Source organism: Anaerostipes sp. CAG:276 (assembly GCF_000432215.1).
Taxonomy (GTDB): domain Bacteria; phylum Bacillota; class Clostridia; order Lachnospirales; family Lachnospiraceae; genus Anaerostipes; species Anaerostipes caccae.
Genome location: NZ_FR889181.1, coordinates 14,634 through 32,920, shown reverse-complemented (window position 1 = coordinate 32,920; position 18,287 = coordinate 14,634). Strand labels below are relative to the sequence as shown.

At 48.9% G+C, this 18,287-nt stretch carries 14 protein-coding genes and 1 pseudogene; 4 read left to right on the top strand and 11 right to left on the bottom strand.

The features are described from left to right. The 7 genes from QVP35_RS05490 to kdpA all read right to left on the bottom strand — a co-directional run. Positions 1-688, bottom strand: a 688-nt coding sequence (locus QVP35_RS05490; RefSeq protein ID WP_288187763.1) for a response regulator transcription factor, incomplete at its 3' end; no start/stop codon positions are given. After that, the gene (locus QVP35_RS05485; RefSeq protein ID WP_006566577.1) at positions 672-1,769 is read right to left on the bottom strand and encodes a sensor histidine kinase; all 1,098 of its coding nucleotides are present in this window, start codon (positions 1,767-1,769) and stop codon (positions 672-674) included. The genes QVP35_RS05490 and QVP35_RS05485, both read right to left, overlap by 17 nt. A 9-nt stretch (positions 1,770-1,778) precedes the next feature. Continuing rightward, complete coding sequence (locus QVP35_RS05480; protein WP_006566578.1) at positions 1,779-2,477, bottom strand: response regulator; 699 nt, start codon at positions 2,475-2,477, stop codon at positions 1,779-1,781. Beyond that, on the bottom strand, positions 2,470-5,178 hold the full coding sequence (locus QVP35_RS05475; protein ID WP_009289100.1) for a sensor histidine kinase: 2,709 nt from the start codon (positions 5,176-5,178) through the stop codon (positions 2,470-2,472). Before QVP35_RS05475 ends, QVP35_RS05480 begins: the two co-directional genes overlap by 8 nt. A gap of 88 nt (positions 5,179-5,266) precedes the next feature. After that, a complete protein-coding gene (locus QVP35_RS05470; RefSeq protein ID WP_009289101.1) occupies positions 5,267-5,917 on the bottom strand; it encodes a potassium-transporting ATPase subunit C in 651 nt (216 codons plus the stop codon). Positions 5,918-5,936: 19 nt separating this feature from the next. After that, entirely contained in the window at positions 5,937-8,003 is a 2,067-nt protein-coding gene (gene kdpB, locus QVP35_RS05465) for a potassium-transporting ATPase subunit KdpB (RefSeq protein ID WP_006566581.1), read from the bottom strand. Positions 8,004-8,027: 24 nt separating this feature from the next. After that, on the bottom strand, positions 8,028-9,758 hold the full coding sequence (kdpA, locus tag QVP35_RS05460) for a potassium-transporting ATPase subunit KdpA (protein ID WP_009289102.1): 1,731 nt from the start codon (positions 9,756-9,758) through the stop codon (positions 8,028-8,030). A gap of 228 nt (positions 9,759-9,986) precedes the next feature. Here kdpA and QVP35_RS05455 point away from each other — a divergent pair, with 228 nt between their 5' ends. After that, positions 9,987-10,892: a DMT family transporter gene (locus QVP35_RS05455; RefSeq protein WP_006566584.1), complete on the top strand. Its 906-nt coding sequence runs from the start codon at positions 9,987-9,989 to the stop codon at positions 10,890-10,892. On the opposite strand, the gene QVP35_RS05450 is transcribed toward QVP35_RS05455, so the two are convergent. The 3 genes from QVP35_RS05450 to QVP35_RS05440 form a co-directional block, all read right to left on the bottom strand. Continuing rightward, complete coding sequence (locus QVP35_RS05450; RefSeq protein WP_022260873.1) at positions 10,889-12,175, bottom strand: homoserine dehydrogenase; 1,287 nt, start codon at positions 12,173-12,175, stop codon at positions 10,889-10,891. The two genes, QVP35_RS05455 and QVP35_RS05450, sit on opposite strands and share 4 nt — an antisense overlap. Positions 12,176-12,281: 106 nt before the next feature. After that, positions 12,282-12,941 (bottom strand): alpha/beta fold hydrolase, encoded by a 660-nt coding sequence (locus QVP35_RS05445; protein ID WP_006566586.1) that lies wholly within the window; start codon positions 12,939-12,941, stop codon positions 12,282-12,284. An 11-nt stretch (positions 12,942-12,952) separates the two neighbouring features. After that, positions 12,953-14,089, bottom strand: coding sequence for a glycerate kinase family protein (locus QVP35_RS05440; protein WP_009289105.1), 1,137 nt, complete (start codon positions 14,087-14,089; stop codon positions 12,953-12,955). A 166-nt stretch (positions 14,090-14,255) separates the two neighbouring features. Between QVP35_RS05440 and QVP35_RS05435 the strand changes: the two genes are divergently transcribed. Both QVP35_RS05435 and QVP35_RS05430 read left to right on the top strand, forming a co-directional pair. Next, positions 14,256-14,684: a MarR family transcriptional regulator gene (locus tag QVP35_RS05435; RefSeq protein WP_009289106.1), complete on the top strand. Its 429-nt coding sequence runs from the start codon at positions 14,256-14,258 to the stop codon at positions 14,682-14,684. A gap of 18 nt (positions 14,685-14,702) precedes the next feature. Then, a complete protein-coding gene (locus QVP35_RS05430; protein ID WP_009289107.1) occupies positions 14,703-16,118 on the top strand; it encodes an MATE family efflux transporter in 1,416 nt (471 codons plus the stop codon). An 8-nt stretch (positions 16,119-16,126) separates the two neighbouring features. On the opposite strand, the pseudogene QVP35_RS05425 reads toward QVP35_RS05430, so the two are convergent. Further along, positions 16,127-17,517 (bottom strand): annotated as a pseudogene (locus tag QVP35_RS05425) (citrate/2-methylcitrate synthase). 136 nt (positions 17,518-17,653) lie between these two features. Here QVP35_RS05425 and QVP35_RS05420 point away from each other — a divergent pair. Continuing rightward, positions 17,654-18,097, top strand: a complete 444-nt coding sequence (locus QVP35_RS05420) for a MarR family winged helix-turn-helix transcriptional regulator (protein ID WP_006566592.1) — start codon at positions 17,654-17,656, stop codon at positions 18,095-18,097. Positions 18,098-18,287 lie beyond the last annotated feature (190 nt).

Sequence of the window (18,287 nt, the reverse complement as noted above, 5' to 3'; positions counted from 1 at the left end):
CCAGACGGTAGCCTACCCCAATCTCTGTCAGAATATATCTCGGATTGGCCGGCGTCTTCTCTATTTTTCTCCTGAGTGCTGCCATCAGGGCTCTCAGTGCCTGGGTATCCCTGCCGTAGCCTTCTCCCCATATTTCTTTGATGATATAGCTTGTCGTCAGAACCCGGCCCATATTTTTAAACAGCAGGGCGAGAAGCTGATATTCCATAGGCGTTAAATGCAGAACTTTTCCTTCCAGAAAAACAGCCCGCTTGTGAAGATCCAGTTTCAGGCCTCCAACTTCAAAGGAGGTCTGTTCCTTTGCCGCGGTTCCTTTATAATAATGGCGGAATGCCACCCGGATTCTTGCCAGCAGTTCCGTGGCTGAAAACGGTTTGGTCAGATAATCGTCAGCCCCTGCATCCAGTGCCGCAGCCTTTTCTTTGTCCTGGTCCCTCGCCGATACGATGATGACCGGCATCTCTGACCACTCCCTGACATTTTTAAGCACATCCATGCCGTCCATTCTGGGAAGGCCCAGGTCCAGAAGCATCATGTCCACCGGCTCTGAGACCAGGGCATTCAGTGCACTTTCCCCGGAATTAGCCGTGATACATCCAAATCCCTCCTGCCTCAAAGCATAGCCTATGAAATTTCTTATCTGGGGATCATCTTCCACGATCAGAATCCGTTCATGATAATGCTCCATTGCTTCCTTCCTCCTTGTTTACGGGAATCTTAAGAGTAAAGACGGCGCCCTTCCCGTCGGCGCGGTTCTCCGCCCTGATGCTCCCTCCGTGTGCTTTTATTATGGTATCGCAAATCGCCAGGCCGAGCCCGATCCCCTGTTTTGAATCTGCATCTCTTGTACTGGAAGTATAGAACGTCTCGAAAATGTTCGGAAGATCTGCGTCCGAAATCCCTTCTCCCCGGTCTGCCACCTCGATACGGATGCCGGATTCCCGCTCCGGCGCCTCCACAGTTATCGTAATCTGGTCTGACGGTTCAGAATGTTTGACCGCGTTATCCAAAAGATTCACAAATACCTGCTCCATAAGCCTGGCATCCATTGGGATCATGAGAACTTCTTCCGGCATCTCCACCTGAATTTTCTGCTCCGGAGCTCTCTTTAAGATCAGTGCGATGGCGCCGCCGATGACTTCCTCCAGAGCCTCCGGTTCTTTCTTGATCTTTAGTCTTCCGTCCTGCAGCCTCGTAAGGCTTAATATATTTTCCACCAGAGAATGCAGCCAGTCCGCGTCTTTGTGGATACCGACGGCCATCTCATGCCGTGGATCATCCTCACTGGTCATGCCAATAAGCATTTCGGACGTTCCCATGATGCCTGACAGAGGCGTCCTCAGATCGTGGGAAATGGCCCGCAGAAGATTACCCCGGTACCGCTCCTGCTCAATCTCAGCCTCTTTCTCCTGTGCCCTCACCGCATCTTCCTTCACCCTGGTCGTAAGGGCGCTGGTACAAATCGCCGTTATCGTCATGATAACAAATGTGATCAGATACCCCGGATTGTATACGGCGAAAGAGTAGTAAGGCTTTGTAAACAGCCAGTTGAAAAGAAATGTTGCGATGACGGAAGCTGTAAGGCCAAAAACATATCCTTCCGTAAACCTGGATGTCAGGAGTACAGACAGCATGTAGACGATAACAATATTAGACTCCTGAAAGTGCAGCTCCCTGAAACATATACCCACGGCAGAAGCCAGCAAAAGGAATCCCGCCGTGATCAAGATGCGGCTGCCTGCTGATTCTTTGTTTTTCCCTGTTTTCATGCGGTCACCCTATTCTATCTTCATCATCCGGTACCCGATTCCCACATGAGTCTGGATATATTTTGGATGAGAGGAATCTGTTTCAATCTTCTTGCGCAGATTTGCCATATAGACCCGAAGAGATGTCACGTCACTGTCCAGTGCGCTCTTCCACACATCATTTAAGATGAAGTTGTGTGTCAGAACCTTTCCCACGTTTCTGGAAAGCAGACAGAGCAGCTTATATTCAATCGGTGTCAAATGAAGTTCTTTTCCGTCCAGTGACACACAGCCCGAGCTGTAATCGATCTCAAGCCCTCCGTTTGTGAAAACAGCTTCTTCCTGTGCAGCATCCGAAAAGTCATGAAGTCTTCTCAAACTGACCCTGAGTCTTGCCAGCAGTTCCTCTACATTAAAAGGTTTTGTCAGATAATCATCGGCTCCTGCATTCAATGCCTCAATCTTATCTTCGTCATCACTTCTGGCACTAACCACAATAATCGGCATTTTGGACCAGCTCCTTACCTTGCTGATGATCTCCATGCCGTCCATATCCGGAAGTCCCAGATCCAGAAGCATAATATCAGGCTTCTGGGACACAGCCTCCACCATGGCCTCCTGTGCCCGGCCCGCCGTATGGTAACGGTATCCCTCAATATCCAGTGTAGTAGTAATCAGATTTTTCACTGCTTTGTCATCCTCCACAACGAGAATCAATGGTCTATCCATGTACAATTACCTCCTCAGCCTGCAGTTCAAATGAAAATACAGTTCCCCTGGGTTTCCGGTCCCTGACAGTGATCGTGCCTCCGTGTGCCTGAACGATGGATTTACAAAGAGCAAGCCCCATGCCCATGCTCCGGCGGCTGTCCGCCACGGTTTTGCTTCCCGTATAAAACATATCAAACAGCCTGGTCTTTGCCTCATCAGAAATCCCTTCCCCGTCGTCGGCTACCTCTATGAGTACCTTTCCGTTTTTCTTCTCCGCAGAGATATCGATATGGGAACCTTTTCCTGTATACTTGATGGCGTTGTCCACCAGATTGATGATCACCTGAATCATCAGCTTGGCATCCATATCCGCCATCATCATATCGTCATCTATGCGGATATGGATATGATGCTCATTTTTTCTCCTGTCAATGTGTTTCACAGCCTCCAGGATCACTTCCTCCACGATCTCCGGCTCCTTTTCAATCTTCATTGTCCCATTCTCAATCCTGGTGACAGAAAGCAGATTTTCCACCAGGTTGATCAGCCACATGGCATCGTCATAGATATCCGTGTACAGTTCCTGTTTCTTTTCCTCACTGATCTGGTCCGAACTCTGTCTTAAAACACCGGCATTTCCTGAAATGCTTGTGAGGGGAGTCCTCAGGTCATGAGAGATAGAGCGAAGCAGATTTGCCCGAAACTCTTCTCTCTGGGCCTTTAGTTCCGCCTCTTTCTGGCTGGCCGCGATCTTATCCTTTTCCAGAGCCAGACCGATCTCATCCAGCATAGAAATCATCAGCTCTTTTTCAAAAGTGTCCAGTTTGGTCTTCTCCAGGCAGATCCCGATGACGCCGTGGACATGGTCAGCACTTCTCACTGCCAGGTAAAGACCTTTCGCTCCCGGAAGAGTGTCGGTGGTAGCCCCCGCATGTTTATTATTCTTTCGCACCCATTCCGCAACAGCCCGTTCCTCATGAGTTAAATAGCGGCTGAAATCTGTCTGCGTTTTATTCCCATAGGTTCTGGGTTCCAACAGTCTGTCATCCTCTGCATCATAGAAAATAATAGCACGATCCAGAAGCCTTGTCATCTGCTTTGAGGAAAGCTCTATGATCTCCTCCCTGTCTGCGGCATTCTGGAGCCTGCGGTTTGTCTCCAGCAGAATTCCCGTCCGGTACGCCTGGATGGATGCTGCCCTGGCCTGCTGTTTTACTCTGGTCATCAGATTTCCGCTGATCAGTGCTGACAAAAGCATGATCGCAAACGTGACCGGATACCCGCTGCCATAGACATTGAGTGTAAACAGCGGCTGAATGAACAGAAAGTTAAAACACAAAACGCTGCACACGGAAAACAAAAGACTGTAAAACCTGTATTCCGTCACCAGCGCGGTGATCAGTGTCCCCAGAATATAGATTGTAATAATATTGGATTCGCTGAATCCGATGCTCTGAAACCATAGTCCCAGCGCTGTCACAAACACGAAAATAGATGCTGTCCTGATGACGTCTTCGGATCTGACCCGGATTTTTTCTTTATTCCAGAATGTTCTCCTCCCTGAGTCAGGAGCAGCCTGCTGGTCCGGAATGATATAAATGTCCAGATTCGGTGCCAGAGCCGAAAGCCTGTCGGCAAAGTTATGTCTGGCCGCAAAGACGCTCCTGTTTACCGACCGTCCGATAACGATCTTGGACACTCCTGCAGCCTTTGCATAGCCTGCAATCTGCTCGGGAATATCTTCCCCAAAAATCGTCGTGATCTTTGCCCCCAGCTGTTCTGCAAGCCGGACATTTTCCACCAGCCTCTGTTCGTCATCCAAAGATATTTTGTCAGCCGCCTCTGTTTTTACAAAAACTGCCGTAAATTTCCCATGGAACGCCCTGCTCATCCTCGAAGCAGTGCGGATCACTTTCTGGTTGGAAGGAGACGGAGACAGGCAGATTAAAATGTGTTCATCCGTATAATAGCCCTCTTTTCCCTCCTGCTCCTTCTGCTGCTCAGAGATATGATTCACCCGGTCTGCAGTCCTTCGAAGTGCTATCTCTCTGAGCGCAACCAGATTGCTCTCAATAAAAAAGTTCTGCATGGCCTTTCCCGCCTGGGCTTCCCGGTAGATTTTCCCCGCCTTCAGACGTTTTAATAAATCTTCGGGTTCGATATCGGCCAATTCCACAGAATCCGCGTTATCAAACACGCTGTCAGGAATCCGCTCTCTCACAATCACCCCGGTGATGGATGCCACAATATCATTTAAACTCTCGATGTGCTGGACATTGACTGTTGTATACACATCGATCCCCGCTTTTAAGATTTCTTCCACATCCTGGTATCTCTTTTTATGCCGGCATCCCATGCCGTTGGTATGAGCCAGCTCATCCACAAGCACAAGCTGAGGATGCCTTTTTATAACCCCGTCCAGGTCAAGTTCCCTTAAATTCATCCCATTGTATTCAATTTCTTTCACTGGTACGGTCTCGAGTCCTTTCACTAAAGCCATCGTCTCCGGCCTGGTATGAGGCTCGATATACCCAATGACCGTATCCCTCCCCTGTTCCAGTGCATCATGTGCCGCTTTCAGCATTGAATAAGTCTTACCTACCCCCGCGGCATACCCGAAAAATATTTTCAGCTTTCCACTCGCCCGTGCCTGTTCCGTCTCTTCTCTGTGAATCTGTTTTAAAATCCGGTCCGGATTCCGGCGCATCTCTTCTTCCATTTCTTTTCCTCCCTGAACACATAGAACCTTACCATGGATTATACTCCACGGTAAGGCTTTCTTCTATCCAATAAAGACAGATTTCCTGTTATTTCAAAATTCCTTCCAGGGCAAGGTTTACTTTCAGTACATTGACATACTCCTCTCCAAAGATTCCAAGAAATTTATGGACCGTGTACTTATCCACGATCTTCCTTAATTCCGCCTCAGATTTACCAGTAGTTTTCACGAGACGCGGAATCTGATACTCGGCCGCTGCCACGGAAATTCCAGGGTCCAGGCCGCTTCCCGAACAGGTCACCAGGTCCACCGGCACCTTCTTGTCTGTCTGTTCCGGATTTGCCTTCCTGATCATGGCCACACGGTCGGCGACAAGCTCTTTCATCTGTTTTTCATCCTCTTTGAGTTCTCCCTTGTCCTTCTGTTTCGTCTCCCCTGCCGGAGTCAGGTTTGACGGTGACGCATACATGACCGGACTGCCGTCCTTGTCGGTAAATGTCTTTGTATCCACGTTCATGATCCTTCCCCACATATGCTTTTCATCATTGAACTGCTGTGCCAAAAGCTCAGATCCATATTTCTTTCCGTTCACTTCTACAATGCTGCCGTTGGCCTTATCCGGAAAGAGCAGCTGGGAGATTCCGGTGACAGCCAGTGTATAAAGCAGCCCGCATATAATGGAAAAGATCAGCAAAATCAGTGCCGCTTTGGGCAGATCTTCTTTTAATATTTTACTCATAACTGAAAACATCCTTTCTTTAAACCAGGCCCAGCGTGACGAGTATCACATCGATGGCCTTGATACAGATAAACGGTGTGATGATCCCTCCGAGTCCATAAACCAAAAGGTTTCTTGAAAGCAGCGCCCCCGCAGATACTTCCCTGTATTTAACGCCTTTCAGTGCCAGAGGGATCAGTGCAATGATGATCAGCGCATTGTATATGATAGCCGAAAGAATCGCACTCATCGGGCTGTCCAGCCGCATAAGGTTCAGCGTCTGGAGTCCGGGATACAATCCCACAAACATAGCCGGGATGATGGCAAAATATTTTGCTATATCATTGGCGATGCTGAAAGTTGTAAGACTTCCTCTTGTCATAAGCAGCTGTTTTCCGATCCTGACAATGTCAATCAGCTTCGTCGGTGAGGAATCCAGATCCACCATGTTCCCGGCTTCTTTTGCCGCCTGAGTACCGGTGTTCATGGCCACGGCTACATCGGCCTGTGCCAAAGCGGGCGCATCGTTGGTTCCGTCGCCGGTCATAGCAACAAGATGACCCTTTTTCTGCAGATCCCTGATCATATCGAGTTTTCCCTCCGGAGTGGCCTCAGCGAGAAAGTCATCGACTCCCGCTTCTGCCGCAATGGCTGCCGCAGTCAGCGGATTGTCTCCTGTGATCATCACTGTCTTGATTCCCATTTTCCTCAGATCGGCGAATTTTTCTTTTACGCCCTTCTTAATGATATCCTTTAAGTAAATAACACCGAGAACCTTTTGATTCTTTGCCACTACAAGAGGTGTCCCTCCTTTTCTTGCAATGCCGTCCACTACTTCCTGACACTGGGGGCTGAAGATTCCTCCACCTGCCGTCACATACTCCCTGACTGCATCGGCCGCACCTTTTCTTATCTGAGTGCCGTCGTAATTTACGCCGCTCATTCTTGTCCTGGCAGAGAATGGAACAAACTCCATATGTAACTCATTTAAATTTCTTCCCCTAAGTCCAAACTGTTCCTTTGCAAGAACTACAATGCTCCGTCCTTCCGGTGTCTCATCCGGCAGGGATGCCAGCTGTGCCGCGTCCGCAAGCTCTTCTATGCTGTTTCGGTCCACCGGGATAAACTCACTGGCCTGACGGTTTCCGAGAGTGATCGTTCCGGTCTTGTCAAGCATCAGTGTATCTACATCACCGGCTGCTTCGATCGCCCGGCCGCTCATGGCAAGTACATTAGCCTGATTTAACCGGCTCATTCCCGCAATTCCGATGGATGAGAGCAGTGCTCCGATGGTTGTCGGTGCCAGGCAGACAAGCAGTGCCACAAGTGAGGTGACAGATGTAGGATTATCGACCCCTGCCTGCTTTGCTGAAAATACGGAATAGGAGTACAGGGATACGGTCACTAAGATAAAAATGATAGACAGCGCAACCAGGAAGATCTGAAGCGCGATCTCATTCGGGGTCTTCTTTCTGGAAGCACCCTCCACCATGGCAATCATCTTATCCATAAAACTCTTGCCCGGCTCACTTGTTACTTTTACAGCGAGCCAGTCGGAAATAACTGTGGTCCCTCCGGTTACCGCACTCCGGTCACCGCCGCTCTCCCGGATGACCGGGGCAGACTCGCCGGTAATAGCGCTCTCATCTACAGATGCAGCGCCGTCGATGACATCTCCGTCGGCAGGGATCTGTTCCCCTGCCTTTATAATCACAATATCACCTTTGTTTAACTGATTGGACGGCACCACCGTCACCTGATCTTTCTTATCCAGAGAAGGAATCTTATTTGCCGGTACATCCTTTTTGGATGCGCGCAGGGCGTCTGCCTGTGCCTTTCCTCTTCCTTCCGCAATGGCCTCCGCAAAGTTTGCAAAAATTACGGTAAACCACAGAATGACTGCGATGGCCAGGGTAAAGCCGGAAGGGGCATCCTGAATACCCATAAGCGAGATCAGGAAGAGAATGGTCGTCATGACCGCAGATACATAGACGAGCATCATGACCGGATTCTTTACCTGCGTCTTTGGGGCAAGTTTCACAAATGAATCTTTCACGGCTCTTAACAGCATCTTTTTATCCGTCAGAGCACTTTTCTTTTTTTCCATATTCTTAACCACCTATCCTAAATTCTACATCTGAAAAAATTCTGCAATCGGTCCTAATGAGAGTGCCGGGAAGAAACTTAGTGCTCCGACGATCAATACAACCAGAATGAGCAAAAATACAAACATGGCGTTTGTCGTTGAAAGCGTTCCCGCCGTCTGTGCGACCTTTTTCTTTTGAGCGAGGCTTCCTGCAATCGCAAGGACTGCAAATATTGGAAGAAATCTTACAAACAGCATGACCAGTCCCAGGCTTACATTTAAAAATACCGTATCTGCTCCGAAGCCGGCAAATGCGGAACCGTTGTTTCCTCCGGCAGATGAGTAGGCATACAGGATCTCAGAAAAGCCATGGGCTCCAGGGTTATTGAGACTGTCCGCCACCTGAGGCAGCAGCGCCGCGATACCGCTTCCTACAAGAATTGCAACCGGTGTGGCAAGGCAGACTAACACTGCCATTTTCATTTCAAAAGGCTCGATCTTCTTTCCGAGAAATTCCGGCGTCCGCCCGACCATGAGCCCTGCGATAAATACCGTGAGGATCGCAAATCCCAGCATTCCATAGAGTCCGCATCCGGTACCTCCGAACACTACCTCACCGAGCTGCATCAGAAGCATCGGCACCATACCTCCGATCGGTGTATAGCTGTCATGCATGGAGTTTACGGAGCCGTTGGATGCCGCCGTCGTAAATGCAGCCCATGTGGCCGATGTGGCAATTCCGAATCTCGACTCTTTGCCCTCCATATTTCCGCCCGGCTGATTGTCTGTACTCAGATCAACCGTCTGCTCATTTGCCAGCTGAGGGGTTCCTTTCTGTTCGTTATATCCGACAACTCCGAGAGATACCGCAAGCATAAGGAACATAGCCATAAATATGGCAAAGCCTTGTTTTTTATTTTTTACCTGTCTTCCGAATGTAAAACACAGTGCTGCCGGAATCAGAAGAAGAGAAATCATTTCCACCATGTTGGACAGTGCTGTGGGATTTTCAAGCGGATGTGCTGAATTGACTCCGAAGAATCCTCCTCCGTTTGTTCCCGCCTGTTTGATGGCAATCTGGCTGGCTGCCGGACCCTGGGGCACGATCTGCTGTGTCACCTCGGTGCCGTCTTCCATTGTGATCGGTTCTACCAGATCCACGGTCTCATAAGCGCTGAAGTTCTGCACAACACCCTGAGATACGAGGACCAGGGAAGATACAATGCACAGAGGAATCAAAAGGTAAAGTGTAATCCTCGTGAGATCCACCCAGAAGTTCCCGAGACCCTTGGATTTTACTTTAATAAATCCCCGAATCAGCGCAAATAGAACTGCGATTCCAACCGCTGCGGACAAAAAATTCTGCACCGTAAGCCCCATGGCCTGAGTGAAATAACTCAGCGCGGATTCACCGCTGTACGCCTGCCAGTTGGTGTTCGTCACAAAACTGACTGCATTGTTGAATGCCAGATCCCATGAAATTCCTTTTTGCCCCTGAGGATTCCACGGAAGGACTCCCTGGAACATGTGGATCAGCATCAGCACGATCAGTGCCGTGATGCTGAACATGAATACGCTTCCCGCGTACCGTTTCCATCCCATCTCTTCCTCTTCCTTTACGTGCATGATCTTATAGATGCCATGCTCCACAGGACGAAGAAGCCTTGATAAAAACACTTTTTCTCCATCCATGATCTTACCGATGTATTTTCCAAGCGGAATGGCAAGTGCCGCCAGGATGACGAGATAAAGTACATACTGCAATATCGTTCCCATTACATATTCTCTCCTTTCAGCAAGACGATGACTAAATAGACAAGCAGTGCCAGCACTGTGACACCAATCAGACAAATAACTGTATTCATTCTTCATATCCTCCTTTATGATTAAAAAGCTTATCACAGAGAAAATAAAATTAGTGTTAAGGTAGAGGGGAAGGGCATTAAAATTGTGTAAAGATGTGGTATACTAAGATTTATAATTACGATAGAAAAGAGAGTTGTTATGAAATTATTAGAAAAACATCCAATGGCTATGATCGTCATCGGAATCATAGGGATATCCCTTTCGGCAATTTTTGTCAAATATTCTGCGGCCCCTTCTTCGGTGACTGCGGCATACCGCCTTTTGTGGACGGTGCTCCTGATGACGCCGGTTGTTCTTGGAAAAAAAAGATACCTTGCCGAGCTCAGACAGACCGACCGGAAAACCGTCTGTCTCTGTGCGGTCAGCGGTATTTTTCTGGCCCTGCATTTTACCTTCTGGTTTGAATCCCTCTCCCACACCACCGTCGCAAGCTCCACGGCCATCGTTTGTACGGAAGTCATCTGGGTCGCCCTTGGCTTCACCATTTTTATGAAGGGGCATCTGTCCCGAACTGCACTCATAAGCATTGTCATCACTCTGGCCGGAAGCATCCTGATCGCATTTTCCGACTCTGCCGGTTCCCACGGCAGCCTGTACGGAGACATGCTGGCCCTGGCCGCCGCTGTCTTTGTGGCGGTATATACGCTGATCGGACGGATCGCCCGGACGGAGATGTCCACGGTGAGCTATACATATATCGTATATGGATTCTGCTCCATATCGCTGGTATTTGCTTTGCTGGTCCAGGGAAATTCACTTTTCGGGCATGGAAAAAGCCCGGCAGTCGTCGGGCTTTTGTTAAGTATTTTTTCCACTTTATTAGGCCACAGCATCTTCAGCTGGTGCCTGAAATTTTTCTCACCGGCCTTTGTATCGGCCTCCAAGCTGTGCGAACCTGTGGTGGCATCTGTATTTGCAGTCTTTTTATTTCAGGAACTTCCCGCTGTCCTTCAGATCCTTGGCGGACTCATCACGATAGGAGGCGTGCTTCTTTACTCCAGGGCTGAATCCAGAGAAGCCGGACAGACATCCGCGGATACTTAATATACCCGGATGACGCTGGAAACTTTCTTTGTCGTTTGCATCTCAGCGATGGTCGCCAGCGCGTCAGAGAAGTTCTGCTCTTTTACTTTTGCGGTAATGACAACCAGCTCAGCTGTTCCTTCCCTGCTGTCTTTCTGGATCACCTGGGAGATGCTGACATTATATCTGCCCAGTGTATCCGCGATCTTTGCAAGCACTCCTGCCCTGTCCTCGACTTTAAGCCTCAGAAAATATCTGCTCTCTATTTCATTGATCTTCTTGATCGGCAGATCCTTATAACAAGTGCAGCTGATCCTTCCGCAGCAGTCAAACTGGATATTTCTCGCCACGTCGATCACGTCGCCCATGATGGCGCTGGCTGTCGGCAGTTCTCCCGCACCTCTTCCATAGAACATGGCATCATCCACGGCGTCTCCGTGGACAAACACCGCATTGAAGGAGTCATCCACCTTTGCCAGCGGATGGCCGCTTGGAATCAGCATCGGGTGGACACGCACTTCGATGCCTTCCGGCGTGTTTTTCGCCACGCCCAAAAGCTTGATGGTACAGCCCATCTCTTTAGCGTAGGCAATATCTCTGGACGTAATCTTTGTAATCCCTTCCGTATAAACATCTGAAAAAGTGACTCTGGAATTAAATGCGATGGAGGCCATGATGGCAACTTTCCGCCCCGCATCGTACCCTTCGATATCCGCTGTGGGATCTGCCTCCGCATAACCAAGTTCCGTGGCAAGCATAAGAGCATCCAAAAATTCCATTCCCTCCTGTGTCATCTTGGAGAGGATAAAGTTTGTGGTGCCGTTTACGATCCCCATGACTTCGGACAGATGGTTCCCCGCCAGGCACTGCTTTAACGGGCGGAGGATCGGAATCCCACCGGCCACCGCCGCCTCAAACAGCAGGTCACATCCATTGGCGGAAGCCTCGTCCAAAAGTTCCTTTCCATGCTCCGCGATCAGATCCTTGTTGGCGGTAACTACGTGCTTTCCTGCTCTCAGAGCAGCATTTATGTAGGTTCTGGCAGGCTCGATTCCTCCCATCACTTCCACGACGATCTGGATGTCCTCATCCTCTATGATATCTTCAAAACGGTCTGTGAGCAGGCTCTGGTCAATTCCGTCCCTCTTTTTTGTCTTATCCCTCACAAGGATCTTTGCCACTGAGAGATTCGCTCCGATTTTATGGGGCATCTCTTCCTTCTGACTCTCCACCAGCTTGTAAACTCCGGTTCCCACAGTCCCGTACCCCAAAAGGCCGATTTTCAGCGTCTTTAAATCTTTCATATTTATACCTCTTTCCTTTGGATTTTTCATATCAGAAGATCAAATTTAGTTCCTTTAGTATATGCCCGCCGATTCTTCTTTGCAAGACCTTTGCGGTGACAAATTGCTAACGCAGAAGTTCGTGTTCGATAATCTCTGCCAGCGTTTTATTATGAACCACATAGCTCTCATGGCTCTCCCCCTTTAAGATCCTTAATCTGGCTCTTGGAATCAGCCTGGCGATCTCTCTCGTCTGGCTCTCTTTGACCAGATCCCTTCCTCCGGCAAGGACGAGAGTTTTTGCCCTTATAGCCCTCAGCTGACTTCTGGAAATATGAGGTTCTGTAAGCATCAGCTTCACCTTCGGGTCCCGGGACCAAAAATAAGAAATCTTCAGCGGAATCCTGAGCTCTGCTTTCAGGCCTCCGGGATTGATATTGGCTCCGCTTATAATCAGATGAGACAAGAGTCCCGGCCTTCTGGATGCCAGCAGAAGCCCCACGATCCCTCCGTCACTGAAGCCGTAAAAAGCCGGACTTTCAATCCTGAGCTTTTTGATAAACTGAAGCATATCGGATGCCATGTCCACATAGTGAAACTCCTCTGTGCCCGAGCTTCTCCCATGTCCTCTGGCATCCGGCAGATAAAGCGTAAAATTTTTGGACAGCGGTTTTATGACCTCCCTGAAAATCGTGTGGTCTTCCCCATTGCCGTGCAGCAGAATCAGCGGCCTTCCGCTGCCATATCGTTTATAATACATCTTGATGCTGTTTAACTGGACAAACATAACTCTCCTCCCTATTTTTCTAAAGCCCTGACAAGGCGAAGGATATTTTCCACCGCAAACGCGATGTTTTCTTCCGTATAGAAACGGCTCTCCGAAAAATCCTGAGGTCTTTGATTGATGGGAAAGACGGCCGAAAGCCCTTTTTCATAGATTCCGTCAATTCCTTCTCCGACACCTCCGACAACAGCCGCCGACGGTATCCCCAGGGCCCTGGCTCTCCCGGCTACTCCGTCCACAACTTTTCCGCAGAGGCTTTCCCCGTCAAGCCTGCCTTCTCCGGTCAGGATGAGCTTTGCGCCCCGGGCGATATCATTGAAATGCACCATGTCAAGAACAACCTCAATTCCCATATTAAGTTTCGATCCCAGAAATGCGGCCATGCCTGCTCCCATGCCTCCTGCCGCTCCTGCCCCCGGAATTTCCGACACATCCAGGTTGATATCTTCTCTGATCCTTGTACACAGGTGGATCAGTCCCTGGTCCAAATGTGCCACCTGTTCCGAGTCTGCTCCCTTTTGGGGCGCACAGACATGGGCCGCTCCCCGAAGTCCATAGAGAGGGCTGTTCATATCACACATCGTGATGATTTCCACCCCTGATAGCTCTTTTGCGAGCCCTGATTTGTCAATATAGCGGATATCCATCAGCGTCCCTCCGTTTGGGATAAACGTCTGCTGTTCTCTGTCAAAAAACTGAACGCCCAGTGCGGAAGCCATGCCGCATCCCCCGTCGTTCGTACACGAGTCCCCCAGTCCGACGATGATGATCTCGGCTCCCCTCTGGGCGGCAGAGAGAATCAGCTGTCCCACTCCGTATGTCGTGGTGATCTCCGGATTCTTCGTCTTTCCCGCCATAGGAATTCCCGCGCAGGAAGCCATCTCGATCACAGCCACTCTGCCGTTGTCCACCAAACCATAGGAAGCGCTGATGTCATGAAAATATGGATCTTTTACCTCAATCCGGACCTTCTCTCCGCCAAAAACCTTCAAAAACACATCCACACTGCCCTCCCCTCCGTCTGCCGCAGGGATGGCAATCACCTCACTGTCCGGATATATCTCTAAAATTTTTCTGCTCATAATCCGGCACACTTCGAGAGAAGTTGCCGTTCCCTGAAAAGAATCCGGGATACAAATAAACTTTTCCATTTAAACATCCTTCTTTCTCTTTCTTCATCTTACATTGATTTTTCCCGAAATTCTTTGCCTGATACATCATCCTTACGATTATCATACGCCTTGACAATCTTTTTTTCCAGCGGTATCATAAAGTTATCATTTATTGCGCACGCAACTGTTATAAAGGAGTAGATCAGTGAAAGGCTTTTTAAAATGGATATCAACCATATCCCGCTTTACCAAAATGCAGCTGGATAAAGAATTCAAAAATCTGGGGTTTAACAGCAGCCAGCACATTTATATCTTAAAAATCTGCGAAGATCCGGGCATTGCCCAGGAAGACCTGCTGACCGCGTTCAACGTCAATGCCAGCAACGTGACGAGAGCTCTTGCCCACCTGGAAAAGGAAAATTATATTGTCCGGGTACAGAACAGAGACAACAGACGCTGCTACAACATCTATCCGACCCAAAGAGCAAAAGACGTATGCCCGGTAATCAAAGACGCCCTGAAGCGCTGGAACTCAAAGATTCTTGAAGATTTCACCGACGAAGAAAAACATCTGTTTCTGGAATTCCTCACACGGGCCGGAAACCATATGTTAGATTTTGTATATCATAGATAAGAAAGAGAGATATGAATTATGGAACAGCAGCAGTCAGTCAGGGACAATCCGCTGGCCTTTGAGAGCACCGGCCGGCTTATTGCCAAATATTCCGTACCGAGCGTGATCGCCATGCTGGTGAGCTCCCTCTACAATATTGTAGACCAGATCTTCATCGGCCAGGGAGTCGGCATGCTCGGCAATGCGGCAACCAACGTGGCGTTTCCCTTCGTCAATATATGCATCGCCCTTTCACTGCTCATCGGAATCGGCGGTGCCTCCAATTTTAACTTAAATATGGGAAGAGGAGAAAACGAAAAAGCAAAAAGCTTTGCAGGCACCTCGATCTCTCTCCTGATCCTCTCGGGCCTTGCCTTAAGTATTTTTTCCCTGCTGTTCCTGAAACCGATCCTGATCGCCTTCGGTTCCACGAAACAGGTATTTCCCTATGCCCTGACCTACACGAGGATCACCGCACTGGGATTTCCGTTTCTGATCGCCACCAACGGATTCTGCAATCTGATCCGGTCTGACGGCAGCCCCAGATATTCTATGGTCGTCATGGTGACCGGAGCCGTCATCAACACCTGCCTGGACCCTCTGTTTATCTTTGGATTCCATTGGGGCATCGCCGGCGGAGCCGCTGCTACCGTCATCGGCCAGATCGTCTCCTGTGTCATGGCCGCTGCCTATCTCACAAGGTTCCGTACCATGAAGCTCACAAAAGACTGCCTGAAGATCAATGCGGACAATCTAAAGGCCATTGTGTCCATCGGCATCGCCAGCTTCTTCAACCAGATTGCCATGATGGCCGTGCAGATCGCTTTAAACAACACCCTGGCATACTACGGTGCCCTGTCCTCCTACGGAAGTGATATCCCCCTTGCGTGTGCGGGTGTGATCATCAAGGTCAACGCTTTTGTCATGGCATTTGCCATCGGCATCGCCCAGGGATGTCAGCCTATCCTAGGCTTCAACTACGGCGCACAGCTGTATGGAAGGGTCCGTGACACCCTGAAAAAAGAGATCATAACCGTTACCGCTATCTTCTCCGCTGCATTTATCTGTTTTCAGCTGATTCCGAGACAGATCGTCAGTATTTTCGGGAAGGGAAGCGCGGCCTATTTTCACTTTGCCGAGCGCTATTTCCGCATTTATCTTTTTATGGTTTTTATAAACGGACTCCAGCCTATTGTGTCCAACTTTTTCAGTTCCATAGGAAAAGCCTGGAAAGGGATTTTCTTATCCCTCACCAGGCAGATACTGTTTTTGCTCCCTCTGATCCTGCTGCTTCCTATATTTTTAGGAATCGATGGAGTCATGTATGCAGGTCCCATCGCGGACGGGATTGCCGCCGTCACCGCCTTTTTCCTTGGCCGTCATGAATTTATTCAGATGCAGAAGCTGGAAACTTCACAGGATTCTTCTGAGACGGCAGCAGCCGTTCCCCGCTGAGATTAAGATCAGCGCTCTTCCATGGGAATATACTTCTTTTCTTCTGCCACACTCTTATAGGCAGGTCGTATGATCTTATCCACGTTGGTAAGCTCCTCCAGCCTGTGGGCGCTCCAGCCTCCAGCCTGTGGGCGCTCCAGCCGACGATCCTCGCCATGGCAAAGATCGGTGTGAACAATTCCAGCGGAATATCCAGCATGCTGTAAACAAATCCGCTGTAATAGTCTACGTTGGCGCTGACGCCTTTGTAGATCTTCCGCTCCTCCGCAATGGCCTGGGTTGCCAGTTTTTCCACTGATGAATAAAGTGCGAAATCATCATCCCGGCCCTTTTCTTTCGCAAGTTTCTCCACAAAGCTCTTAAAGATCAGCGCTCTCGGATCGGAGATCGAATACACCGCGTGTCCCATGCCGTAGATCAGGCCCTTTTTATCAAAGGCCTCTCTGTTCAGCAGCTTCAGCAAATATGCCTTCACCTCATCTTCGTCTTTGACGTCCTTTACACTTTTCCTGAGATCCTGCATCATCTGGACGACTTTAATATTGGCGCCGCCGTGTTTGGGCCCTTTCAAAGAAGATAAGGCTGCCGCAATGACTGAATATGTATCAGACCCGGCGGATGTGACCACATGGGTCGTAAATGCGGAGTTATTTCCTCCTCCGTGCTCCATATGCAGCACAAGTGCGATGTCAAGTACCTTGGCTTCCAGTTCTGTATACTTCATGTCCGGACGGAGCATCCGCAAAATATTCTCAGCCGCAGAAAGTTTTTCGTCCGGACGGTGGATATAAAAACTCTCCTGCTTTACATAATGATTATATGCATGGTAGCCGTAGACTGCCAGCATCGGAAATACACTGATCAGCATCAGGCTCTGCCGGAGAACATTCGGCATGGAGATATCGGCTGCCTTCGGGTCATAGGACGCCAGATTCAGCACACTCTTTGTCAGAGAGTTCATGATGTCTGCGTTGGCCGCTTTCATAATAACGTCTCGGGTAAAGTTCCTTGGAAGTGTCCTGCAGAGTGAAAGGACGTCTTTAAATTCTGCCAGTTTCGTTTCGTTTGGAAGTTCCCCGAACAGCAGAAGATATGCAGTCTCCTCAAAACCAAACCTGCGGTTTTGTACAAAATTTCTTGTGAGGTCAATAATATCATAGCCTCGGTACAGGAGCCGCCCGTCGCACGGTACCTTTTTCCCGTCAATCTCTTCATACGCCTGGATTGATGAAATATTTGTGAGTCCTGCCAGGACACCCGTACCGTTTTCATCTCTCAGTCCCCTCTTTACGCCGAACTGGGAATACAGCTCCTTCGGAACCGTACAGCTCTCCGTACACAGCTTAGAATAGGAATCTGTATACTCTCTGATAATGCTGCTCGTCTTCTTGTATTTCATTCTGGATACCTCCTTTACATTTCCTGGTATTTTTTCATCATACCTCAATATTTGATTTTTGTCAACCATTGACACTTATCAATTAACTGATTATACTGTAGATAAGTATCAAAGAAAATTAAGGAGAGTATAAAACATGAATCAGGCAGAATCAACGGGGATCGCCGTATCTCTGTTTGAAATATTCCCTCTGTGCCGGAAACTGATTTTCAGTTCTCTGGATATGAAAGATCTGAATCTGACGAAAAGCCAGCTGTCCATCCTGTTTGCGCTGGAAGTCAAACCTTGCCTTACGATGTCCAGGCTGTCCAAATATATCGGTTCGTCAAAAGAACAGACGACTCGGGCAGTGGCTCCCCTGGCAAAGGAAGGTCTTGTGGAGCGGTACATGGATGAGGAAAATCGGAAATATGTCTACATTCGGCTATCCGAAAAGGGCACATGTATGATACAGAAAGCAAAACAGGCTTTTATCAATCATCTCAAGCAGTCCTTTGACCGGCTGCCGGAAGAGGATTTAAACGATTTAAAACAGGCGGCCCGGACTACCTTAAACATCTTAAAAAAGCTGGAACCATAGTGCTGCACGGTTCCGGCTTTACTTTTTATAACATCCTGTGTTATAATTTTATATACTACATTTGTAAGATTAAAAGGAGTGGACCTATGAAACCGATTCCCCAGATTTCAGATGCCGAATATAAAGTGATGAAAACCGTGTGGGCCCATGCGCCGATCAGCACACCCCAGGTGACAACGCTTCTGGCCGC